The organism is Pseudonocardia sp. P1, assembly GCF_000178675.2.
Lineage (GTDB): Bacteria > Actinomycetota > Actinomycetes > Mycobacteriales > Pseudonocardiaceae > Pseudonocardia.
Map to the genome: position 1 here is coordinate 4,098,988 of NZ_ADUJ02000001.1, position 22,862 is coordinate 4,121,849.

The following is a 22,862-nucleotide window of genomic DNA, read 5'->3' on the forward strand; positions in this document are numbered from 1 at the left end:
CGGGTGCGCACCTGCTGGGGTGGGGGCATGGACCGATCGCTGACCGTCAACCGCGCCTCCTGGGACGACCGTGCCCCGCTGCACGCCGAGAGCCCGGACTACCGGGTCGACCAGCTGGTCGGCGATCCGGAGGCGCTCTCCGGCGTCGTCCGGTTCGACCGGGACCGGCTGGGTGACCTCACCGGCCTGCGCGTCGTGCACCTGCAGTGCCATCTCGGGACGGACACGCTGTCGCTGCACCGCCTGGGTGCCCGGGTGACCGGGCTGGACTTCTCGCCTGCGTCGCTGGAGCACGCCCGGTCGATCGCCGCCCGGGCCGGCGCCGAGATCGACTACGTCGAGGCCGACGTGCAGCGGGCCGACGAGGTGCTGCCCCGGCACGCGTTCGACGTCGTCTACACCGGGATCGGCGCGCTGTGCTGGCTGCCGAGCATCGAGCGGTGGGCCGCTGTCGTCGCGGCGCTGCTGGCGCCGGGCGGGCGGCTGCTCGTCCGGGACATGCACCCGCTGCTCGGCGCGCTCGACGAGCACGACCTGTCCCTGCGGTACCCGTACTTCGAGACGGCCGAGCCGGTCGTGTCCGAGGAGGACACGAGCTACGTGCCGACGTCGCGCCCGCTGTCCGCCACCGTCACGCACTCCTGGAACCACGGCATCGGCGAGATCGTCACCGCACTGCTGGGGCAGGGGCTGACGGTCACCGCGCTCGCCGAGCACGCCAGCGTGCCGTGGGAGGCGCTGCCGGGCCGGATGGCCGAGGGCGACGACGGCGAGTGGCGCGTCACCGGGGACGGTCCGGCCCTGCCGCTGAGCGTCACCGTGCAGGCGGTCGCGCCCTGAGCGTCTGCCGCCCGCGGTTCAGAGCAGGCCGAGCTTCGTCGCGGCGTAGACGGCCTCGGCGCGGCGGGACACCATCAGCTTGCGCATGAGGTTCCCGACGTGGAACTTCACCGTGGTCTCGGAGATGAACAGCTCGGCGCCGATGGCCCGGTTGGACAGCCCGCGCGCCAGGAGCCGCAGCACGTCCAGCTCGCGGTCGGTCAGCCGCTCGCGGTCGGGCATCCCGCCGGACAGCGAGCGCACCATCGCCGAGGCGGAGCGGGCGTCGAACGCGCTCTCGCCGCGCGACACCGCCCGGATCGCCCGGACCAGCTCGGTGGTGTCGACGTCCTTCACGACGTAGCCGCGGGCCCCGGCCTGCACCGACTCGACGACGAGACGGTCCTCGGCGAACGTGGTCAGTACGAGCACCCCGATCCCCGGGTGGTCCGCGCAGAGCTTGCGGCACACCTCCAGGCCGTCGGTCTGCGGGCCGGACGCCAGCTTCAGGTCCAGCAGCACGACCTGCGGGCGCCCCGCCGCGACGGCGGCGAACGCCTCCGGGGCACTGCCCGCCTCGCCGACGACGCGCAGGTCGTCCTCGCGCTCCAGGACGGCGCGGAGGCCCTGGCGCATGATCGAGTGGTCGTCGACCAGCACGATCCGGATCGGACGGGTCGAGGGCAGGTCGCGCCGGGGGGTCCCACCGGCGTGTGCGGGCGCCGGCGGGGTCCGCAGTGGTCCGCTCACGAGATCTCCTTCACCGGCGTCCCGAGCGGGACGTCCACCTGGACCTGCAGGCCGCCGATCCGGGACCGGCGGAAGCGCAGGGCCCCACCCATCTCCCGGGCCCGGGCGTCCATGTTGACCAGCCCGCGGTGCTCACCGGAGGGGCCGCGGACCGACGCCGCACGCAGCGTGCGGCGGATCTGGTCGGGGGAGGCGCCGCCGTCGTCGGACACCGACAGGCGGATCCGGTCCGCCTGGTACGCCAGCCGGACCACCGCCCGCGACGCCGACGCGTGCATCGCCGTGTTGAACAACGCCTCGCCGGCGATCCGGAACAGCGACTGCTCGTGCTCGTGCTGCAGCGGGACCGGGGTGCCGCCGATGGTCACCTCGACGCGCAGCTCGTCGGGCATGTGCACGGTGGACAGCTGCCGCAGCATCGACGGCAGGTCCTTGTCGCCGTGGTCGTCGTCGTTCAGGGCGTAGATCGCCGAGCGCAGCTGCTCCACCGCGCGCCGGGTGAGGTCCTTCGCGGTGTCGAGGTGCTGCAGCAGGTTCGGGTCGGCGATCTCCGAGCGGCACAGCTCGATGTGCATCCCCGCCGACAGCGCGTACTGGGTGACGCTGTCGTGCAGCTCGCGGGCGATCCGGTGCCGCTCGTTGTCGAGCACCTCGCGCTGGCGGGCCGCGCCCAGTGCCTGCTGGGTGGCCATCAGCTCGTCGTTGCGGGTCCGCAGGTCCTCGGCCTGGGCGGCGGTGCGGGCGTGGAGGGCCTCGGACCGTTCGAGCAGCGCGCAGTTCTGCAGGGCCGACGCCGTCTGGCCGGCGAGGATCCGCAGCACCGAGTGGTCGGTGTCGTCGATGTCGCGGTCCGGCGGGGTCCAGGCGGCGAACCCGCCGACGGTGCGGCCGTTCAGCCGGATCGGGACGTGCAGGTGGGAGCGTTCGTCGTTGCCGCGGTGGGCGGCGGACTCGTGGGCGATCCCGTCCCCGGACCGGAGCAGCGCGACGTGCCGGCGCACCTTGTCCGGCACCAGTCGGAGGTCCGCCCACTCGACGCCGTCCGGGCCCAGCACGACGTGCCGGGGTGTCGCGTCGGGCAGCTCGCCGTCGACCAGCCCGAGGATCACCCAGTCCGCGGAGAGGTGGTCGGCGGCCGCGTCGGCGACCGCGCGGACCAGCGCCTCGGAGCCCTCCATGGTCCGCACCAGCGCCGCGGAGATCCGGTCGAGCGCGAGGATCACCCGCTTGAGCCGCTCGGCGTTGACCCGGTACTCCGGGTAGAACGACGGCTTGCCGGTCCGCAGGCCGGTCAGCTGGTCGAGGTCCGGGCGGCTCCCGAAGCCGTTGGTCGACGGCGCGGGCGTGCGGCGGCTCGGGAACCGGGCGGCGGCCGTCACCGTCGGGGCCTCAGAGTGCTTCCCGGAACAGATCCTCGATCTGCTCCACCGTGGCGGTGCGCGGGTTGGTGGTCAGGCAGGCGTCGCCGAGGGTGAGCCGGGCGAGGCGGGGCACGTCCGAGTCGCGGACCCCGATCGCCGCGAGCCCGGTGGGGACGCCGACCTCGTCGGCGAGCTTGCGGACCTCGGTCGCGACCATGTCGACGGCCTCGTCGCCGGGCATGCCGGGCCGTGCGGGCAGCCCCATCGCCTGGGCGATCGGGACGAACCGGGTCGGGTCGTCGGCGCCGTTGAAGCGGATGACGTGCGGCAGCAGCACCCCGTTGATCAGCCCGTGCGGCAGGTCGAGCATCCCGCCGACCTGGTGGCTCATCGCGTGCGTGGCACCGAGGATCGCGTTGGTGAAGGCCAGCCCGGCCTCCAGCGCGGCCTGGGCCATCGCGGTGCGCGGGCCGTCGTCGGTACGGCGGATCATCGTCGTCGGCAGGTTGGTGTGGACGAGTGCGACGGCGTGCAGCGCGTGGGTGTCGGTCAGCGGGCCGTGCGCCAGCGACACGAAGGCCTCGATGCCGTGGGTGAGCGCGTCCAGCCCGGTGGCGGCGTTCAACCAGTCCGGCATGGTCACGAGCAGCCGCGGGTCGATCACCGAGACGTCCGGGACGAGGGCCCGCCCCATGATCGTGATCTTGGTGAGTCGCTCGGTGTCGGTGATGATGCAGAACTGCGAGACGTCGGCCCCGGTGCCCGAGGTCGACGGCACCATGACCAGCGGCGGGATCGGGTTGGAGATCCGGTCGATGCCCTCGTAGTCGAGGATCGTGCCGCCGTTCGCGGCGAGCAGCGCGACCCCCTTCGCGGCGTCGATCACCGACCCGCCGCCGACGCCGATCACCACGTCGCAGCCGGAGCTCTCGTAGCGCTCGAACCCGGCCTGGATCTCGTGGTCCTTCGGGTTCGGGGTGATCTCGTTCCACAGCTGCGGGCGCAGGCCCGCGGCCCGCAGGTGCCGCAGGAGCTCGGCGGGCCAGCCCGCCTCGGTCACCCCCGGGTCGGTGACGACGAACGGCCTGCGGGCGCCCAGGCGGACCGCCGCGTGCGCCGTCTCCCCGAGCGAGTCGGGACCGAAGACGATCTCGGGTGCGTGGAACTTGGACAGCCGTGGCCTGCTCTCCCGTGGGCAGTCGGCCGCGCGCACGGTGTAGCCGGTCCCGGAACCGTCGCCCGGGCGTGCCTGGTCGCCGTCGAGCACCAGGACCGCGTCCCGGTGCACGGATCCGGATGATCCGGTGAGGACCACGCTGCCCTCCTCCGCTCCGTCGTGGTCGGGCCGCCGCCCGGTTCGGGACACGGCTCCGTCACGAGCGTGTGGCCCACGGTACAGCCCGGGGGCCTCCCGCGGGCCACCCACGATCGGCGGGCGGACGAAGATCCGCTGGTCGCGGGCGGGCAGGCGGCCTCCCCGAAAGCGGAGGGCTCAGGAGGCGTGGATGGGGCCCTCCCGCTCGGCGAGCGGGATCCCCTCGCCGCCCCAGTGCTGGGCGATCATCTCCGCCGCGATGGACACCGCGGTCTCCTCCGGGGTACGGGCACCCAGGTCGAGACCGATCGGCGACGACATCCGCCCGATCTCGGCCTCGGAGAGACCGCGCTCGCGGAGCCGGTCGATCCGGTCGTCGTGAGTGCGGCGGGACCCCATCGCCCCGATGTAGCCGACCTCCGGCAGCCGCAGCGCGACCTCCAGCAGGGGCACGTCGAACTTCGGGTCGTGGGTGAGCACGCACAGCGCGGTCCGCTGGTCGATCCGCCCCGCGTCGGCCTCGGCCTGCAGGTAGCGGTGCGGCCACTCGACGACGACCTCGTTCGCCCCCGGGAACCGGCTGGCGGTCGCGAAGACCGGGCGCGCGTCGCACACGGTCACCCGGAAGCCGAGGAAGCCGCCCATCCGGGCCACCGCGGCCGCGAAGTCGATCGCGCCGAACACGATCATCCGGGGCGGCGGGGCGAAGGACTCGACGAACACCTGGAGGCCCTCGCCGCGCCGCTCGCCGTGCACCCCGTAGGTCAGGGTCGCGTTGCGGCCGGAGTCGAGCAGGCCGCGGACGTCGTCGCGGACGGCGTCGTCGATCCGGTCCGAGCCCGTGCCGCCCTCCGTCCGGTCCGGCCACACGACCAGGCGCGAGCCGAGCAGCTCGGACGGGCCCGCGACGACGGTCGCGACCGCCACCGGGTCCTCGGCGCGGATCGCGTCGGCGATCCGGCCGAGCTGGTCGTAGGTCTCGGGGGTCACCTTCTCGACGAAGATGTCCAGGATCCCGCCGCAGGTGAGGCCGACGGCGAACGCGTCGTCGTCGGACACCCCGTAGCGCTGCAGCACCGGGCGCTCGTCGGACAACACCTGCTGGCCGAGCTCGTAGACGGCGCCCTCGACGCAGCCGCCCGACACCGAGCCGACGGCCTCGCCACCCGGTCCGACCAGCATCGACGCGCCGGGCTGGCGCGGAGCGGACCGGAAGGTGCCGACCACCGTGGCCAGCGCGGCCGGCTGCCCGTTCTTCCACCAGCCCTCGAGCTGGTCGATCACGTCACGCATCTCGCACCACCTTCAGCAGCTTCTCCAGCGTGTCCAGGCTGTGCCCGGCCAGCAAGTCGTCCAAGTGCGGCAGGGCCGCGACTATTCCGCCCTGGACGGGGGCGTAGCCGTCCTTGCCGGCGTGCGGGTTCACCCAGATCAGCCGGTGGGCCAGCCGGGACAGCTGCTCCACCTGCTCGCCCAGCAGTTCCGTGCCGCCGCGTTCCCAGCCGTCGGAGAAGACCACGACGACGGCGCGGCGGGCGGCCCCACGGCGCCCCCACCGGTCGACGAACGCCTTCAGCACCTCGCCGAGACGCGTTCCCCCGGACCAGTCGGGAATCGCCTTCCCGGCCGCACCGAGTGCTCTTTCCGGATCACGCAGACGCAATTCCCGGGTGATTCTCGTCAAACGCGTGCCGAGGGTGAACGCCTCCACCGAACGCGGCGAGCGTCGCACGAAGACGTGCGCGAACCGCATCAGCGCGTCGGCGTACGGCTCCATCGAGCCGGAGACGTCGATCAGCAGGACGACCTTGCGCGGGCGCCGGGACGAGTCCCGCCGCCGGATCGTGGACAGCTCGCCCTGGTTGCGCAGCGCGGTGCGCAGCGTGCGCTGCGGGTCGGCCGTGCCGCGCCGGTGCGGCCGCCGTCGCCGCGACGCCCGGGTCGGGGGCTCCGGCCGCAGCAGCGTCATCAGCCTGCGGAGGTGCTCCCGCTCGGCCGGGCTGAGCTCGCCGAGGTCGCGGCTGCGCAGCACCTCGGTGCCGGTGGCGGCGGCCTTGATCTGCGGGCCGTCGTCGTCGGTGTCGTCCTCGCCGGCACCCTCCCGGCCGGGGACGAGCGCGGCGAGCCGCGGCGGGGCGGGCGGGCGCTCGTCGCGGTTCGTGGCCCGGCGGCCCTCCGACGGCTCGAACCAGGAGGGGAAGGCCAGGTCGTAGCGGACGACGTCGTCCGGGTCGCCGCACAGCGTCAACCGGCCCGCCCAGTACGCCTGCTCCCGGTCGGTGACGTCGAGGGTGTCCAGGGCCTGCAGGAACGCGGTCACCCGGTCCTGGGTCACGGGCACGCCGGCGGCACGCAGCACCTCGGTGAAGCCGACGAGTCCCGTCAGCAGCTCGTCGGTGGGGGGCGGGGCGGTCACGGCGTCAGGAGGCGAGCAGGGAGTCGAGCTGCTTGTGCACCCGGTCGGCGTCCTCGCGGTACTTGAGGACCGCGCCGAGGGTGCGGGCGGCGGTCTCCGGGTCCAGGTGGCGGGCACCGACCAGCTGCAGCGCACGGGCCCAGTCCAGGGTCTCGGCCACGCCCGGCGGCTTGATCAGGTCGGAGTGCCGCAGCTTCTGCACCGCGCGCGCGACGGACGCGGCGAGCCGCTCCGGCACGTCGGGCAGCCTGCTGTGCAGGATCTCGATCTCCCGCTCGATCGTCGGGTGCTCGAGCCAGAGGTAGAGGCAACGGCGCTTGAGGGCGTCGTGCACCTCGCGGGTCCGGTTGGAGGTGAGGACGACGATCGGCGGCGTCTGGGCACGCACCTCCCCGACCTCGGGGATGGTGACGGCGTGCTCGGTGAGGACCTCCAGCAGGAAGGCCTCGAACTCGTCGTCGGCGCGGTCGATCTCGTCGATGAGCAGCACCGACGGGCTGGTGCGCAGCGCGCGCAGGATCGGCCGGTCCAGCAGGAAGCGCTCGTCGTAGAGGGAGGACTCGACCGCGTCGGCGTCGAGGTCCCCGCCGGTCGCCTCCAGGGTGCGCAGGTGCAGCAGCTGCCGGGGGAAGTCCCAGTCGTACAGGGCTTGACCGGCGTCGATGCCGTCGTGGCACTGGAGCCGGATCAGCGGTGCGCCGAGGGTCTCGGCGAGGGCCTGCGCCAGCGCGGTCTTGCCGGTGCCCGGCTCGCCCTCGCAGAACAGCGGGCGGTTCATCTGCATGGCCAGGTAGGCCGCCGTGGCGAGGCCGTCGTCGGCCAGGTACCCGGTGCCACGCAGCGCGGTGGCGAGGTCGGCCGGGCTCCCTGGTGCCGGACGGGCGGGGTGCCCCGGCGCGCCGGCGGGTGCGGAGTCGTTCACCGAACCAGCATGCCGGACGGGACGCGGCAGCGGCCACAGCAGGCGGCCCCGGCCGCACCCTCCGGAGGGTGTGCGCCCATCCCCGTACAGACGAACGAGCGGCCCGGAAGGTTCGGTTTGCTTCCACACCTGAAATATTCACAGTCGCGAGATAGGTCCGTGATGTGACGTCGTTGACCAGTGCATTTAGGATTGATCTGATAATTACAACGGTGTCACCGTGATTCCGCTCACCGACCCGATGTTTGACGGATTCTTTTCGCCCGTTCACTGTTCCGCCTCGGCCGGTCCGACCGGAGCGGCCAGCTGAACGAGCCAACATCCGGGCCCGCCGCGCCGAACCACCCCCGTCCTGCGGCAGTCCGGTCCGTCGAGGAATACAGAACGGGACGGGGACGAGAGAGAACACTTCCGCGGGCGTCATGGACGTCGCTCCCCGGTCCCGATCGACGCTCCGCGACGAACGGCGGGCACACCTGTGCCCGGGGACCCAGCGCGGACGTGCGACCGATCGGGCCGGCGCGGTGGGAGCGAAGCACAATGTCTCAGGGACCCAAGGGCCGAAGTCTCCTGCGCGTCGCCGCGGCGGGAATCGTCGCGGTCGGCGCGACGGCTGCGATCGCCGGCACCGCCAACGCCGCCCCGGACAACGTCTGGGACCAGCTCGCGCAGTGCGAGAGCGGTGGCGACTGGTCGATCAACACGGGTAACGGGTACCACGGCGGTCTGCAGTTCTCGCCCTCCACCTGGAGCGCCTACGGCGGTCAGGGATCGGCGGCGAACGCGAGCCGCTCCGAGCAGATCGCCGTCGCCGAGAAGGTGCTGGCGGCGCAGGGCTGGGGCGCCTGGCCCTCCTGCTCCAAGAAGCTGGGCATCACCGGCCACTCGGCCGACACGGGCAAGCGGGTCAAGGCCTCGGCCCCCGCCGCGCCGGCCGCCCCGAAGAAGGCCGCGAAGGCCGCGGGCGGTGGCTACACCGTCAAGTCCGGCGACACCCTCGGGAAGATCGCCGCGGCGCACGGCACCTCGGTCGCGAAGCTGGCCTCGCTGAACGGCATCTCGAACGTGAACGCCATCGGTGTCGGGCAGAGCCTGAACCTGGGCTGATCCCCGTCCGCCCGGACCGCCATCCGGACGGACGTGACGGGGCGCGCGGTGTCCCCAGCACCCGCCCCGGCGGACGACGGCCCGGACCCACCCCTCGGGGTGCGGTCCGGGCCGTTCCCGTCTCTCAGGCCGAGTTGACCCACTCGTCGGTGCCGTCGGTGAACCGCTGGTGCTTCCACACCGGGAGCAGCCGCTTGACCTCGTCGACCAGCTCGGCGCACGCGCCGAACGCCTGTCCGCGGTGCTCCGCGGCCACCGCGCAGGCCAGCGCGACCTCGCCGATGTCCAGCGGGCCGATCCGGTGGCTCACCGCCAGCGCGCGCACCCCGTCGCTGCGGGCGGCCACCTGCTCGGCCACCTCCGCGACGATCCGGCCCGCGGTCGGGTGGGCGCTGTACTCCAGGCCGTGCACCGACCGGCCGCCGTCGTGGTCGCGGACCACCCCGGCGAAGGTGACGACGGCGCCGGCCGCGGCGTGCTCGACGAGCCGGGCGTGCTCGTCCACGTCCAGTGGCTCCTCGCCGACCGCGGCCCGCAGGACCGTGGGGTGCTCGCTCATCGGTGGTCCCCTCCGTGCAGCTGGTCGACGGCGTGGTCGAGGACGCCCCCCAGGACGCCCAGGCCGTCCTTCACCCCGCCCGGCGACCCGGGCAGGTTCACGATCAGCGTCCGGCCCGCCACGCCGGCCACCCCACGGGACAGGACGGCCGTGGGCACCTGGGCCTCGCCGGCCCGGCGCACCGCGTCGGCCAGCCCGGGCACCTCGTGGTCCAGCACCGCGCGCGTCACCTCCGGGGTGGCGTCGGTGGGGGAGATCCCGGTCCCGCCGGTGGTGATCACGACGTCCACACCGTCCGCGACGGCGGCACGCAGCGCCTCGCCGACCGGCTCGCCGTCCGGTACGACGACGGGGTCGGGCGTCGCGTACCCGCGCTCGCGCAGCCAGCCGGTGATCAGCGGGCCGCCGCGGTCGGTGTAGACCCCCGCCGCGGCCCGGTTCGACGCCGTGACGACCCGGGCGGTGCGGGTGTCGCGGTCCGCTCCGGCTGCCGCGCTCACGACCGGTCCTCCGGGCGGGTCCACTGCCCGGTCTTCCCGCCGTCCTTGCGCTCGACCCGCACCGCGTCGAGCACCGCGGCCGGGTCGACCGCCTTGATCATGTCGTGCAGGGTCAGCCCCGCGACGGTGACGGCGGTGAGCGCCTCCATCTCCACCCCGGTGCGGTCGGTGGTCCGGACCTCGGCCCGGATCGCGATCCGCCCGGCGTCGCCCTCGGTGTCGGGCTCGAGATCGACGGTGACGCCGCTGATCGCGATCGGGTGACAGAGGGGGACGAGGTCCGGGGTCCGTTTGGCACCCATGATCCCGGCGATCCGGGCGGTCGCCAGCGCGTCACCCTTCGGCAGCCCGTCGGCGCGGAGCAGGCCCACGACCTCGGCGGTGGTGCGCACGACACCCGTCGCGACCGCGGCCCGGCGGCCCGGCTGCTTGTCCGAGACGTCCACCATGCGGGCGGCGCCTGCCTCGTCGACGTGGCTGAGCTCGCTACTCACGGCGCCGACCCTATACGCCGGGGGTGTGCACGCGGAGTGGCCGCAGACGTTGGTCCGGATGGTCGTAAATTGTGATCTGTATCACGTTTGTGGAACCGAACACAGAGTTTCCTCGAGCGTATCCGCTTCGTGATCGGCGGGAATGACCAGCGGAAACCGTTTATTCGATCTTGATGTGCCCGGAACGTCCGACGCCACGCCGTGTCGCCGTCGACTTTCCCGTCGCCCTGACGTGACCTACCTTCGATCCCGGCCCGACCGACTCCCCCAATGCGGACGGGCTCCGGTACCGCAGTGCTCCCTGTCCGGCGGTCACCGGCCCCCGAGGTACTTCGTGGGACAGGGCCGACCGCGATGCGGATCGGTGGCCACTCCCCGGCCACCGGAACGCGCGCCCACTCCCCGGGCGCACTGGTCGGACGGCGCCACGCGGGAGACCTGCCATGGCTCGATACCGCGGTAAGCATCGCAAACCCAGCACCGCCGGACGCACGATCGCCCGGACCGCCGTCGCCGGCGCCGTCCTCGGAGCCCCCATGCTCGCGATCGTCCCGGCGAACGCCGCCACCGACTCCACCTGGGACGAGCTCGCGCACTGCGAGAGCACCGGGAACTGGGCGGCCAACACCGGCAACGGCTTCTCCGGTGGTCTGCAGTTCACCCCGTCCACCTGGAAGGCCTTCGGCGGCGGCGAGTACGCGTCCGCGGCGCACCAGGCGACCCGTACCGAGCAGATCGCCGTCGCGGAGAAGGTGCTGGCGGAGCAGGGCTGGAACGCCTGGCCGTCGTGCTCCAAGAAGACCGGCGCCTCCGGCTCCTCGACCCCGCGCACGGTCGAGCGCGACTCCGGCTCGCAGGCCCCCGCGCGCACCAAGCTGAGCGCCCCGGCGGCCACGCCGTCCGGCAACACGTACACGGTGAAGTCCGGCGACACCCTCGGCAAGATCGCCGCGGCGCACGGTGTCGGGCACTGGAAGAACCTGCTCGCCAAGAACCCGGGCCTCGGCGCCGGGCAGATGATCCACCCGGGCCAGGTCGTCAACGTCTGATCAGGCCCACCCGGGCTCCCGCCACGTGTGCCCCGGTCCCTTCCCACGGGACCGGGGCACACGTCTGCGTCCGGGGCGCCGGTCGGCCCGGGCCGACCCGTCTCAGGTGGACCCGGCGAGCTTCCGGAGCTGGGCGGGGGTGTCGACGTCGTCCGGCTCGGCGACGTCACCGCACTCGACCAGCTCGAGATCGGAGCTGCCGGACAGGTAGTCCCGGGCCCCGGCGTCGCCCGCGGCGCTGCCCACGACGCCGGACCAGTGGTCGCGGCCGAGCAGCACCGGGTGCCCCGGCACGCCGTCGTACGCGGCGCGGCGCAGCGACGAGTGCGTCGCGCCCGCGCTGACCCGCGCGATGGCCTCCGGCCCGACCCCGGGCAGGTCCACCAGGTGCACGAGCGCGGCGCCCGTCCCGGGCAGGTGGGTCAGCGCGTCCAGCCCGCGGCGCAGCGACGCGCCCATGCCCTCGTCCCAGTCCTCCGCGACGACGACGCCCACGTCGCTGCCGCTGGTACCGAGCCCCGCGCTGCGCAGGACGTCGGTGACGTCGTCGGAGCGCGCACCGAGCACCACGGTGACGGGCCCGCAGCCACCCGCCTGCAGGGCCTTCACCGCACGTACCGCGAGAGGCTCACCGTGCAGGCGGACCAGCGCCTTCGGCGTGCCCATGCGGCGGCCCGCGCCACCGGCGAGCAGCAGTCCCGCGACCACGGTCAGCGGTTGATCTCGGTGACCGGGTGCTCGTAGGGCACGCTGTCGACCGGGAACTCGACATCACCGAACGGGGACATGTTCCCCTGCACCGGGCCCATGAGCTCGGTGAGCGGGTGCTCGCCGTCCGGCAGGTGCGGCCAGCTCGGGTCGATCCGGTCGGTGTCCAGGGGCTTCGCGGCCATCGGTTCCTCCAGCGTCGGGTGTCCGGCGGGGCCGGGGCGGTGTCACCCGTCAGTATCCCGGACGGCGCTCGTCCTGTCCGCCCCGGTGCGTCCCGGACCACCCGACTACCCTGGTGGTGGTGCAGACGTCGCTGGTCGAGTGGTTGCGCGCGCAGGACGACGGGTTCCTCGCCGCGCTCCTGCGTACGCGTCCGGACCTCGCCGTCCCCCCGCCGTCGGATCTGACGGTGCTGGCGACCCGGGCCTCCATCCGGGCCTCGGTGCAGCGCACCTGCGAGGAACTCGGCACGGTCCCGCTGACCGTGCTCGAGGCACTGGTCCTCGCCGGTGCCGGCCGGTCCCCGGTGGACGGTTCGACGGCCGCGCACGGCCCCCGCTGGTGGCTGGGCCCCGACGTCGACGAGGCGACCTTCCGGGAGGGCCTGGGGCCGCTGCGGGCCCGGGCACTGGTCTGGGGCCCGGACGACGCGCTGTCGGCCGTCCCGGCGGCCGCGGAGGCCGTCGGGCCCTGGCCGGGCGGGCTCGGCGGCGAGGCCGCGGGTCCCGCGGCGACGTCCGAACTGGACACGCTGCTGGCAGGCGTGACCGACGAGGAGCGCCGCGTGCTCGACGTCCTCGCGGCCGGACCGCCGATCGGCCGTTCGCGCGGCGCGACGGGGAGCTCCGGCCCGGTCGGCTCGCTGGTCACCAAGGGGCTCCTGGTGCGCCGGGACGCCGAGACCGTCGAGCTGCCGCGCCAGGTGGCCGTCGCGCTGCGCGGCGACCGCCCGATGGGCCGGCTCGAGGTCTCCCGGCCGGACGTCACGGTGCGCGAGCGTGATCCGGCCACGGTGGACGGCACCGGCGCCGGCGCGGCCATGGAGTTCCTGCGCCGGGTGGACCTGGTGCTGGAGTACCTGGGAGCCGAGGCCCCCGGTGTGCTGCGCTCCGGCGGGTTCGGGGTGCGGGAGCTTCGCCGCGCGGCGAAGGAAGCCGACACCGACGAGGGCACGGCCGCACTGATCCTCGAGATCCTGCTCGGCGCCGACCTGATCGGCGACACCGAGTCGGTGAACCCCGAGTGGCTGCCCACCCCCGAGGCCGACGTGTGGGCCGCCGCCCCCGAGGAGTCGCGCTGGGCGGTCCTCGCCCGGACCTGGCTGGAGCTCCCGCGGCTGCCCGGCGTCGTCGGCCGCCGCGACGAGGCCGGCAAGCCGATCGGCGCGCTGTCCGACGGCCCGCGCCGCCCACCCGCCCCGAAGGACCGGCGCCGGATCCTCCAGACGCTCGCGGACCTGCCCGAGGGGAGCGCCGTCGGCTCCGCCGACGACCTCGCGCGGGTGCTGGCGTGGGCGGCCCCGCGCCGCGGGGGCCGGCTGCGCGACGAGATGGTCACCTGGACGGTCGCCGAGGCGACGACCGTCGGTGTGGTCGCCCTCGATGCCGTCACCACCGCCGGGCGGGTCCTGCTCGACCCGGCGACCCAGGACGCACGGCACCCGACCGCGGTGGCCGCGGCGCTGCACGCGGCGCTGCCCGCACCGGTCGAGGAGATCCTCCTGCAGGCCGACCTCACCGCCGTCGCCCCGGGCCGGCTGTCGGCCGACCTGGCACACGAGCTGGCGACCCTCGCCGACGTCGAGTCCGCGGGCGGGGCGACCGTGTACCGGTTCACCGAGCGGAGCCTGCGCCGCGCGCTAGACACCGGGCGCACCGCCGAGGACGTGCGGGCCTTCCTCGAGGCCCGCTCGCGGACCCCGGTGCCGCAGACGCTGACCTACCTGGTCGACGACGTCGCCCGCCGGCACGGGCGGCTGCGGGGCGGCGCCGTGGCCGCCTTCCTGCGGTCCGACGACGAGGTGCTGCTCTCCGAGGTGCTCGCGCACGAGGCGGCGGCCGAGCTGGGTCTGCGCCGGATCGCGCCGACGGTCGTGGTCAGCTCGCTGCCGCTGGCCGAGGTGCTCGACGGGCTCCGGGCCGCCGGGTTCAGCCCGGCCGCCGAGGACGCCGGCGGCGCGGTGCTCGATCTCGCGGGGAAGGGCAGGCGGGCCGAGTCGCGCCGCCGTGGGGGCAACGCCCGCACCGGCGGGGTCGTGCACGACGGCCCGTCGGACCGGGCGGACGAGATCGTGGAACGCCTGCGGGCCGGTGACGCACTGGCCGGGGTCCGGCGCAGCGTGGCGGGGCGGCGGGAGTCGACAGGGTCGACCGGCGACCTGGCGTCGCTGCAGTCGGCGGTCCGCGAGGGCCGGACGGTGTGGATCGGCTACGTCGACGCGCACGGCGTGGCCGGCGACCGGGTGCTGGCGCCGACCTCGGTGGGCGGTGGCGTCGTCGAGGGCCGCGATGCCCTCGACGGCGAGCTCCGCCGGATCCAGCTGCACCGGATCACGTCGATCGCCCCGGTGGAGGAGTCCGGCGGGGCCGGGGCCCGGTCCTAGCGGGCCCCGGCGGCCATCCGCTGGTGCATGGCGTGCTGCACCAGCGCGATGAGCGTCTCCTTGGTCGACTGCCGGTGGCGGGCGTCGCACACCACCATCGGGACGGCCGGGTCGATCGACATGGCCTCGCGGACGTCCTCGAGGCCGTGCTGCAGGTGACCGTCGAAGGCGTTCACACCCACCACGTAGGGCAGGTTGCGGTCCTCGAAGAAGTCGATCGCGGCGAACGAGTCGGCCAGCCGGCGGGTGTCGACCAGGACGACGGCGCCGATCGCGCCGCGGACCAGGTCGTCCCACATGAACCAGAAGCGTTGCTGGCCGGGCGTGCCGAACAGGTAGAGCACCAGGTCGGAGTCCAGCGAGACGCGGCCGAAGTCCATCGCGACCGTCGTCGAGCGCTTGTTGGGGGTGGCGGAGAGGTCGTCGTGCGACGAGCTCGCCTCGGTCATCACGGCCTCGGTGGTCAGCGGCATGATCTCCGAGACCGACCCGACGAACGTGGTCTTGCCGACGCCGAATCCGCCGGCCACGACGATCTTGGCCGACATCGTGGCCGTGCGGGCCGGGCCGGCAGCGGGTTGGGGCGGCTGTGGCCTAGAGCCGACGGAGTCCACTCAACACCCTTTCCATCAGCGCGAGGTCCGGCATGTCGCCGGGGGTGCTCGCGGTCTGGTGAACGGTCACCGTGCCGCTCGAGGCCATGTCCCCGAGCAGCACCCGGGCCACGCCCAGGGGGAGCGACAGCAGCGCCGCGACCTCCGCGACCGAGCGGGTCTGCTCGAGCAGGAGGTCGGCGACGGAGCGGTGCTCCATCGGCAGTCGTTCCAGCTGGCTGCGGGCCCGGTTGCTGACCGAGACCAGGGTCTCGACGGCCAGCTCGTAGCCCGACTTCGTCCGGCCGCGCGTCCACGCGTAGGGCCGCACGAAGGCGGCCCCGCCCGCGGCCGGAGGGGGCGGCGCCGCTGCCGCGGGAGTCGTCGGGGGTTGCGGGGGCTGCTGGTGTGCGGCCTCCGCCTCGGCCCGGGTCGGAGGGAGTCCGTAGGCGGCCGAACCGGCGATCGGACCCGTCATCTCGGCCGGAGCCGGTGGCGGGACCTGCTGCCGGTCGTCCGTGGCGGGTGCGCCCTGGTCGTCGTCGGACCGGTTGCGACCCCACCGCCGCTTCTTCGGCTTGCGCCTCGAGTCCAGGCTGAACCCGTTCATCACGTCCGCGAACGTGGGCTCGGGGCCCGAGTCGCCCGGGTTCTGGGTCATCGGATCTCACCCGCTCTGGTCGATCCTCGGATGGGGTGCATGACGGTATCGTCTCCGGCTGCCTGCTCGGTGGAGCTGGTCGCTCAGGGCCCGAAGGATCCCTGGAGCTCCGCGCGGAGCTCCGGCGTGAGCAGCTGGCCGACCCGGTCGACCAGCAGCGTCATCTCGTACCCGACGAGGCCGATGTCGCAGCTCGGCGACGCGAGCACGGCCAGGCACGAGCCGTCGCTGATGGACATGAGCAGGACGATCCCGCGGTCCATCTCGACGACGGTCTGCACGACGCCACCGGCGTCGAAGCAGCGTGCCGCGCCCTGGGTCAGGCTGACGAGGCCGGACGCGACCGCGGCCAGCTGGTCGGCGCGGTCCCGGGGGAGCCGGTCCGACGCGGTCAGCAGCAGCCCGTCGGCCGACACCACGATCGCGTGTGCGACGCCAGGGACGCGCTCGGCGAAGTTGGTGACCAGCCAGCCGAAACGGCTCTGACTGGGCTGTGCCTGCGGTGCCCTCACTGGTTCTCCTCGGGGTCGGACGGGTTCGGTCGGTCACCGGACGGCTCGGGGGTGCCGTCGGTGCTGGTCGTGCGCCGGGCGCCGGAGGCGCTCTCCCGGCCCTGGCGCACACCCTGCTGGTAGCTGGCCAGTCGGCCGCGGACGCTCTCGGCGTCGCGCGGCTCCCCGGCCGGCGGGGGGCTGAGCACGGTGGATCCTGCCGCACTGCCCGGGAGCAGGCGCGCGCGCGGGCGCCGCTTGGGCAGACCGGCCGTGGTCAGATCGTCCGGACGGTCACCCTCGTCCCCGTCGCCGACCTCGCGGGCCTGCCGCCACGCGTCGTCGGCGGGAGAGGCGAACCCCTGGTCGGGCCCCGCCTCCGCGGGGTCCGCGGTGAGTTGCTCGGCCGGTGCGGCGGTGGCCCGCCCGGACTGTGCGGCGGGGCCGCCCGCCTGGGCGGGCGTGCCGTCCTGCCAGCGGACCGGCACCGAGCGGTTGGACCGGAACCAGGCCGACGCGATGTCGTCGAAGATCGGCGTGGTCTGGCCCATGTCGAACTCGTCGCCGTGCCCGCGGGCCGACTCGACGGCACCGGGACGGCGGAGCTGCCCGCGGTCGCCCTCGACGGGCACCTTCGGCGCGAAGAGCTCCTCCTGGCCGCCGCCGGTCGCACCGGGCTGTGCCGGTCCGGCCGTGGCGTCACGGGCGGGCACCTGCCGCTTCGGGAGCGCGGGCGCGGCGCCCGGCTGCGGGGCCCCGTTCGCGCCGCCCGGAGCGGTGGCCGGAGCGCCCGTGGCGGGTGTGCCGGCGGTGCCCTGGCCCTGTGCACGCTGCGGCAGTGCGGGGCCCTGCGGACCGGGGGCGGGCCGCCGGGTCGGCAGCGGCGACGGGGCGCCGCCCGGTCCGCGGCCACCCGGCATCACCGGACGCCCGCCGGCACCGGGTCCGGCGCCGTTGGTCCGGGAGGCGGGCGGGCCGCCCATCGGCTCGCGCCCGGCGGGCCGCACGGTCGGGATGGCGGCCGTCGAGGTGTCCTCCTCGGCCGTGTCGCCGCCGTCGGGACCGTCCTCGGCGCCGTCCTCGGTGGCGCCGGCGCCGGTCGTGCGGTCGCCGGTCGCCGGGCTCCCGGTCGCGGCGTCGTCGGACGCGCGGTCGTCGGCCGTGGCGTCGTCGTCGCCCGTGTCGTCGGTCGCGGTGTCCGGGGCCGAGAGGGCCTCGGCCGCGCCGCTCCCGCGGGCGGGGTCCTCGGCGTCGTCGGCGGTGTCCGGCCCGTCGGGGTCGGCCGTACCGGCGCCGGAGACGGCGGCGCCGGCCGCCACGGCACCCGCGACGGCGGCCGCCCCGGTGACACCGGTGGCGGTCCCGCCGTCGGAGTCCGCGGGGTCCGTGTCGGTACCGCTCGGGTCGGCCCCGGTGGCCCCTGCCGGTCCGGTCCCGGAGGGGAGGGGACCGGTGGTGCCGGTGGCGGCGTCCGCGGCACCGGCGGCCAGGGCCGCGTCGGCTCCGAGCGGTGCGTCGTCGTCGGCCTCGGGCTCGGTGGCGTCCGCCTCCGGGGCCGAGGTCCCGGGTCCCTCCGTCCCGTCGTCGCCGGGATCGTCGTCGGCCGTGCCGGTCCGGTCGGCCGCGGGCGGCGGGCCGTCCCCGGTCGCCGCGTCCATCACGACGGTGTCGTCGAGGTCCCGCTCGGCGGGCGGGCCCTGGCGCCCGTCCCCGGTGCCGGAGCGTGCGGCCGCACCGGCCGCGGCCGCCCCGGCGATCCCGAGCGCGGCGGCCGTACCGGCACCCGGGTGGGCCCGGTCGTCGTCGCCGGCGTCGCCGTCGCCGTCGCCGGAGAGCTCACCGGTGGTGTCGTCGCCGGGCTCACGTCCGGCGGGCCCGCGGCCGCCCCGGAAGGCGTCCGGGCCGCGCGGCGGACCGCCGGCACCCGGCGCCGGGCCGGGCTCCGGCGTCGTGCCGGCGCCGGTCTCGGTGGCGGGGGTGAAGACGTCGGAGGGCGAGCGCTCCTCGCGGCCGGCGGCGTCGTGGGACGGGGCGAACGCCTGCAGCCCGCCCGGGGCCGACCCGTTCGCCGCCGTTCCCTGACCGTCGGGCGCCTCCTCGGACGGCGCGTTGCGACGCAGGGACGACCCGGGCTTGCGGGTCGGCAGCGCGGACGACGAGCCGTTGCGGGCCCCACCGCTCACGGCGGCGCCGGTCTCGAAGGTGGGCGTCAACGGACCGTCGGAGCCGGCCACCATCGAGGGCAGCGAGCCACCCCGGCCGGATCCGTTGATCGCGACCGCCGGTGCCGGGGCGTCACCGGACGGACCGGCGGGGGGCTCCGGCAGCGCGGGGGCCTGCGGCTCCGGGGGCAGCGGGGGTGCGCCCCGCTCCGGGCCGGCCGGACCGCCGTCGCGGCGCTGCTCGGGCAGCTGGGCGGAGGGCACCAGGTGCGGCGGGACCGTCACCGAGGCGCTCAGGCCGCCGGAGCCGCCGCCCGCGGTACCGGACAGGCGGATCCCGACCCGGTGCCGCGCGGCCAGGCGGCCGACCACGAACAGGCCCATCCGGCGGGAGGCCGAGACATCGACCTCGGCCGGGCCGGACAGCCGCTGGTTCGCGTCGACGAGCTCGGAGTCCGTCATGCCGACACCGCGGTCGGAGATCTCGACCAGCAGCGACTCGTCCGCCGTGCGGGTCGTGGACATGACGACCTGCGAGTCCGGCGGGGAGAAGTTGGTCGCGTTGTCCAGCAGCTCGGCCAGCAGGTGGACGAGGTCGTTCGCGGCGCGGCCGGCGATCGTCGCGTTCGGCGGGGTCTGCACGACGACCCGCTGGTACTGCTCGACCTCGGACACCGCGGCCCGCAGCACGTCGACCACCTGGACGGGGGCGACGTTCCGCTTGGCGAGGTCGGTGCCCGCGAGCACCAGCAGGTTCTCGCTGTTGCGTCGCATACGGGTCGCGAGGTGGTCGAGCTGGAACAGGTTGGACAGCTGGTCCGGGTCCTGCTCGTTGCTCTCCAGCTGCTCGATCAGCTGCAGCTGACGCTCGACCAGCGCCTGCGAGCGCCGGGACAGGTTGACGAACATGCTGTTGACGTTCTGCTGCAGCGCGGCCTGGTCGGCGGCGAGACGGATCGCCTGGCCGTGCACCGCGTCGAACGCGCGCGCCACCTCGCCGATCTCGTCCCGGCTGTCCAGCGGCACCGGCTCGACCAGTGCGTTCGGGGCCTGGCCCGCCCGCATCGACTGGACCGCCGCGGGCAGCCTGCGCTCCGCGACCTCCAGCGCCGAGCTGCGCAGCAGGCGCAGCGAGCGGACCATCTGCCTGCCGAGCAGCAGGATGATGCCACCGGTCAGCAGCAGGGTCAGCATCAGCAGCACCGAGTTCAGGCCCGCGGTGTTGCCGGCCTCCTCGGCGGCGGCGGCCCGGCCGTCCACGAACGCCTGCTCGGCGGCCTGCGTCGACCGATCGACCGCCTGCGCCGAGCGGTCGACCGCCGCGTTCCAGGCGGCCGGGTCGATCGGCAGCGCCGCACCGGGGGGCGCGGCGAGGGCCTGGTCGCGCAGGGCGTTGCGCTCCGCGTTGGCCGGGTCCGCGGCGAAGTCGCCGAAGGTCTCCGTCTGCTCGGGGGTCAGCGACGAGGCGAAGTCGCCCGCGGCGGACTGGAACGCCGCCTCGGCACCGGTGACCTGGGCCCGCTGGGCCTCGTCGAGCTGGCCGCCCGCGATCGCGCCGTTGATCACGGTGCGCTCGAGCTCGACCGCCTCGCGGGCGTCGGCGCCGGAGCCGAGTGCGGTGGTCAGACCGGCGGTCTCCGCGGTCTGCAGCCGCCCGACGAGTGCCCGGTCCAGGCCGAGCGTCCGCTGGACGACCGAGGTGTAGCGGGTGCTGACGTCGGTGGCCGGCGTCGGCCCGTCCGCGACCTGGGACCGGATGACGGGCAGCTGCCCCAGCGTCGTCTCGGCCTGCCGGCGGGCGGTGGCCAGCTGCGGGGCCTGCTCCTCGGCGGCGTCGAGCTGGTCGGTCGTGGTGCGCAGCGCGTCGTCGGTCGCGGCCTGCGCGGAGTCGACGGCGGCCCGGTCACCCAGCCGGTTCCCGGCGAGGAAGGTGACGGCGGTGTCGCGCTCGGCCTGCAGCGCCCCCGTCAGCGTCTCGATCTGACGGTGCACGTCGACCAGGCCGCTGCCGCGGCCCAGCTCCTCGGCCACGTTGGCCTGGTCGACGACCCGGATGGCGCCGATGCTCAGGGCGAGCACGGTCGGGACCAGGCCCACGACCGCCAGCTTGGCGACGAGGCTCCAGTTCCGCGGGTCGAGTCGCTCCGAGAGGGTGCTCGGGCGTTCCGCGCTGGTCACGGTGGTCACGGCGAGGTCTCCCTGTCGGTCTCCGGTCCGGGCACGGGTGACGCTCCCGGGTGTTCCCGGCGGTCGGCGGGCGGGAGACCCGGCCGTGTGGCGTCGAGGAGGGGGAGCATCAGGTGGTCCGGTGCGCCTTTCGGGTCACGACGGGACCCGCTCGACCACTTCCGGTCCGACACGGGGCGGCGGTTGCCGCGTCCCGGGGGAGTCGGGCGGATATGATCGCGCTGGGTCTCGTCTGTGCGTGACGGACGGCTCAGGAGTCTAGCCCCCGGAGCGCCCCTGTCCCGAGTGGCGTAGCGACGGTTGCTCCCCGGTCACGTGATGTGACACACGTCGACCGCTCGTCTCCGTTCGTCGCCCGGCGGACCCGTGAAGCTCGGCAATCCGGCGTCGAAAGGATTCGCTCCGTGACCGACGGTCCACTGATCGTGCAATCCGACAAGACACTCCTGTTGGAGGTCGACCACTCCGACGCAGAGCAGGCGCGGGCCTCGATCGCGCCCTTCGCGGAGCTCGAGCGCGCCCCCGAGCACGTCCACACCTACCGGGTCACCCCGCTCGCCCTGTGGAACGCGCGCGCGGCCGGGCACGACGCCGAGCAGGTCGTCGACGCGCTGGTCCGGTGGTCCCGGTACCCGGTGCCGCAGCCGCTGCTCGTGGACGTGGTCGACACGATGGGCCGCTACGGGCGGCTGCAGCTGTCGAACCACCCGGCCCACGGGCTGGTGCTGACCGCGTTCGACCGCGCGGTGCTGGAGGAGATCCTCCGGCAGAAGAAGATCTCCCCGATGCTCGGCGCGCGGATCGACGACGACACCGTCGTCGTCCACCCGTCGGAGCGCGGGCGACTGAAGCAGGCACTGCTCAAGGTCGGCTGGCCCGCCGAGGACCTCGCGGGCTACGTCGACGGCGAGGCCCACCCGATCGAGCTGGAGCAGGACGGCTGGTCGCTGCGGGACTACCAGCAGCAGGCCGTCGACGGCTTCTGGGACGGCGGCTCCGGCGTCGTCGTGCTCCCCTGCGGTGCCGGCAAGACGCTGGTCGGCGCGGCCGCGATGGCCAAGGCCGGCGCCACCACGCTGATCCTGGTGACCAACACCGTCTCCGGCAGGCAGTGGAAGCGCGAGCTGATCGCGCGGACGTCGCTGACCGAGGAGGAGATCGGCGAGTACTCGGGCGAGCGCAAGGAGATCCGCCCGGTCACCATCGCCACGTACCAGGTCGTCACCCGCCGGACCAAGGGCGAGTACAAGCACCTGGAGCTGTTCGACTCCCGGGACTGGGGCCTGGTCGTCTACGACGAGGTGCACCTGCTCCCCGCCCCCGTGTTCCGGATGACGGCCGACCTCCAGTCCCGGCGCCGGCTCGGCCTGACCGCCACCCTGGTCCGCGAGGACGGCCGGGAGGGCGACGTCTTCTCGCTGATCGGGCCCAAGCGCTTCGACGCCCCCTGGCGGGACATCGAGGCCCAGGGCTGGATCGCCCCGGCCGAGTGCGTCGAGGTGCGGGTGACCCTCACCGACGCCGAACGCATGGCGTACGCCACGGCCGACGCCGAGGAGCGCTACCGGACGGCGTCGACCGCGCACACGAAGCTGAACGTCGTGCAGGCGGTCCTCGACCGGCACAAGGGCGAGCAGACCCTGGTCATCGGGGCCTACCTGGAGCAGCTGGAGGCGCTCGGGGAGAAGCTCGACGCCCCGGTCATCCAGGGCTCCACCCGGAACAAGGAGCGGGAGCGGCTGTTCGACCTGTTCCGCCGGGGCGAGCTCGACCGTCTCGTCGTCTCGAAGGTCGCGAACTTCTCGATCGACCTGCCCGAGGCGACGATCGCGGTGCAGGTCAGCGGGACCTTCGGGTCCCGCCAGGAGGAGGCACAGCGGCTCGGTCGGCTGCTGCGCCCCAAGGCCGACGGCCGTCAGGCGCACTTCTACTCGGTGGTCTCGCGCGACACCGTGGACACCGACTACGCCGCGCACCGGCAGCGGTTCCTCGCCGAGCAGGGCTACGCCTACCGGATCGTCGACGCCGACGACCTCCTCGGGCCCGCGCTGCCCGACGCCGGGTAGCCCCGGGGTGACCGGGCCGTCCGCCGTCACCTGATCCAGCGATGATCCCCCTCGGGGGGTGCGCGGCGGGCAGACTGGTGCGCGCCCCGACGGCCCG

Annotated in this window: 20 protein-coding genes; 5 read left to right on the forward strand and 15 right to left on the reverse strand. The window is 74.6% G+C overall.

Going from position 1 to position 22,862, the window contains the following annotated elements:
* The first annotated feature begins 27 nt into the window (after positions 1 to 27).
* On the forward strand, positions 28 to 840 hold the full coding sequence (locus PP1_RS18910; protein WP_029240038.1) for a class I SAM-dependent methyltransferase: 813 nt from the start codon (positions 28 to 30) through the stop codon (positions 838 to 840).
* A gap of 18 nt (positions 841 to 858) precedes the next feature.
* Here the strand turns inward: PP1_RS18910 and PP1_RS18915 are convergent, their stop codons facing one another.
* From PP1_RS18915 to PP1_RS18940, 6 genes are all read right to left on the reverse strand, one after another.
* Positions 859 to 1,569: a MadR family response regulator transcription factor gene (locus tag PP1_RS18915; protein ID WP_010242367.1), complete on the reverse strand. Its 711-nt coding sequence runs from the start codon at positions 1,567 to 1,569 to the stop codon at positions 859 to 861.
* A complete protein-coding gene (locus tag PP1_RS18920) occupies positions 1,566 to 2,948 on the reverse strand; it encodes a MadS family sensor histidine kinase (protein WP_010242369.1) in 1,383 nt (460 codons plus the stop codon). Before PP1_RS18920 ends, PP1_RS18915 begins: the two co-directional genes overlap by 4 nt.
* A 10-nt stretch (positions 2,949 to 2,958) precedes the next feature.
* Positions 2,959 to 4,296, reverse strand: a complete 1,338-nt coding sequence (locus PP1_RS18925) for an iron-containing alcohol dehydrogenase (protein ID WP_010242371.1) — start codon at positions 4,294 to 4,296, stop codon at positions 2,959 to 2,961.
* A gap of 126 nt (positions 4,297 to 4,422) precedes the next feature.
* Positions 4,423 to 5,538: an XdhC family protein gene (locus PP1_RS18930; RefSeq protein WP_010242373.1), complete on the reverse strand. Its 1,116-nt coding sequence runs from the start codon at positions 5,536 to 5,538 to the stop codon at positions 4,423 to 4,425.
* Positions 5,531 to 6,661 carry a vWA domain-containing protein gene (locus PP1_RS18935; RefSeq protein WP_010242375.1) on the reverse strand — a complete coding sequence of 377 codons (1,131 nt, stop codon included), beginning with the start codon at positions 6,659 to 6,661 and terminating at the stop codon, positions 5,531 to 5,533. The genes PP1_RS18930 and PP1_RS18935 overlap by 8 nt, the downstream gene beginning before the upstream one ends.
* A 4-nt stretch (positions 6,662 to 6,665) precedes the next feature.
* Positions 6,666 to 7,583: an AAA family ATPase gene (locus tag PP1_RS18940; protein WP_010242377.1), complete on the reverse strand. Its 918-nt coding sequence runs from the start codon at positions 7,581 to 7,583 to the stop codon at positions 6,666 to 6,668.
* A gap of 540 nt (positions 7,584 to 8,123) precedes the next feature.
* On the opposite strand from PP1_RS18940, the gene PP1_RS18945 reads away from it, so the two are divergent.
* A complete protein-coding gene (locus tag PP1_RS18945) occupies positions 8,124 to 8,690 on the forward strand; it encodes a LysM peptidoglycan-binding domain-containing protein (protein ID WP_010242379.1) in 567 nt (188 codons plus the stop codon).
* A gap of 124 nt (positions 8,691 to 8,814) precedes the next feature.
* Here the strand turns inward: PP1_RS18945 and PP1_RS31595 are convergent, their stop codons facing one another.
* From PP1_RS31595 to moaC, 3 genes are read right to left on the reverse strand one after another with little or no spacing between them, the layout of a single operon-like run.
* A complete protein-coding gene (locus tag PP1_RS31595; protein WP_010242381.1) occupies positions 8,815 to 9,249 on the reverse strand; it encodes a molybdenum cofactor biosynthesis protein MoaE in 435 nt (144 codons plus the stop codon).
* Complete coding sequence (locus PP1_RS31600; RefSeq protein ID WP_029240041.1) at positions 9,246 to 9,749, reverse strand: MogA/MoaB family molybdenum cofactor biosynthesis protein; 504 nt, start codon at positions 9,747 to 9,749, stop codon at positions 9,246 to 9,248. Before PP1_RS31600 ends, PP1_RS31595 begins: the two co-directional genes overlap by 4 nt.
* Positions 9,746 to 10,243, reverse strand: a complete 498-nt coding sequence (moaC, locus tag PP1_RS18955; protein ID WP_029240042.1) for a cyclic pyranopterin monophosphate synthase MoaC — start codon at positions 10,241 to 10,243, stop codon at positions 9,746 to 9,748. The genes PP1_RS31600 and moaC overlap by 4 nt, the downstream gene beginning before the upstream one ends.
* Before the next feature lie 536 nt (positions 10,244 to 10,779).
* Between moaC and PP1_RS18960 the strand changes: the two genes are divergently transcribed.
* On the forward strand, positions 10,780 to 11,292 hold the full coding sequence (locus PP1_RS18960) for a transglycosylase family protein (RefSeq protein ID WP_010242387.1): 513 nt from the start codon (positions 10,780 to 10,782) through the stop codon (positions 11,290 to 11,292).
* Between the two features lie 102 nt (positions 11,293 to 11,394).
* Here PP1_RS18960 and PP1_RS18965 read toward each other — a convergent pair whose 3' ends face one another.
* A complete protein-coding gene (locus PP1_RS18965) occupies positions 11,395 to 12,000 on the reverse strand; it encodes a nucleotidyltransferase family protein (protein WP_010242389.1) in 606 nt (201 codons plus the stop codon).
* Positions 12,001 to 12,002: 2 nt separating this feature from the next.
* A complete protein-coding gene (locus tag PP1_RS18970; RefSeq protein ID WP_010242391.1) occupies positions 12,003 to 12,185 on the reverse strand; it encodes a hypothetical protein in 183 nt (60 codons plus the stop codon).
* A gap of 116 nt (positions 12,186 to 12,301) precedes the next feature.
* Between PP1_RS18970 and PP1_RS18975 the strand changes: the two genes are divergently transcribed.
* Positions 12,302 to 14,605, forward strand: coding sequence for a helicase-associated domain-containing protein (locus PP1_RS18975; protein ID WP_075315265.1), 2,304 nt, complete (start codon positions 12,302 to 12,304; stop codon positions 14,603 to 14,605).
* Here the strand turns inward: PP1_RS18975 and PP1_RS18980 are convergent.
* The 4 genes from PP1_RS18980 to PP1_RS18995 form a co-directional block, all read right to left on the reverse strand.
* Positions 14,602 to 15,153 (reverse strand): GTP-binding protein, encoded by a 552-nt coding sequence (locus tag PP1_RS18980; RefSeq protein WP_010235349.1) that lies wholly within the window; start codon positions 15,151 to 15,153, stop codon positions 14,602 to 14,604. The genes PP1_RS18975 and PP1_RS18980 overlap by 4 nt on opposite strands.
* Positions 15,154 to 15,199: 46 nt before the next feature.
* Complete coding sequence (locus PP1_RS18985; RefSeq protein WP_010235346.1) at positions 15,200 to 15,859, reverse strand: DUF742 domain-containing protein; 660 nt, start codon at positions 15,857 to 15,859, stop codon at positions 15,200 to 15,202.
* 83 nt (positions 15,860 to 15,942) lie between these two features.
* Positions 15,943 to 16,371: a roadblock/LC7 domain-containing protein gene (locus PP1_RS18990; protein ID WP_010235343.1), complete on the reverse strand. Its 429-nt coding sequence runs from the start codon at positions 16,369 to 16,371 to the stop codon at positions 15,943 to 15,945.
* Positions 16,368 to 20,699 carry a sensor histidine kinase gene (locus PP1_RS18995; RefSeq protein ID WP_075314788.1) on the reverse strand — a complete coding sequence of 1,444 codons (4,332 nt, stop codon included), beginning with the start codon at positions 20,697 to 20,699 and terminating at the stop codon, positions 16,368 to 16,370. The genes PP1_RS18990 and PP1_RS18995 overlap by 4 nt, the downstream gene beginning before the upstream one ends.
* A gap of 404 nt (positions 20,700 to 21,103) precedes the next feature.
* Between PP1_RS18995 and PP1_RS19000 the strand changes: the two genes are divergently transcribed.
* Entirely contained in the window at positions 21,104 to 22,765 is a 1,662-nt protein-coding gene (locus tag PP1_RS19000) for a DNA repair helicase XPB (RefSeq protein WP_010226452.1), read from the forward strand.
* The last annotated feature ends 97 nt before the right edge of the window (positions 22,766 to 22,862 follow it).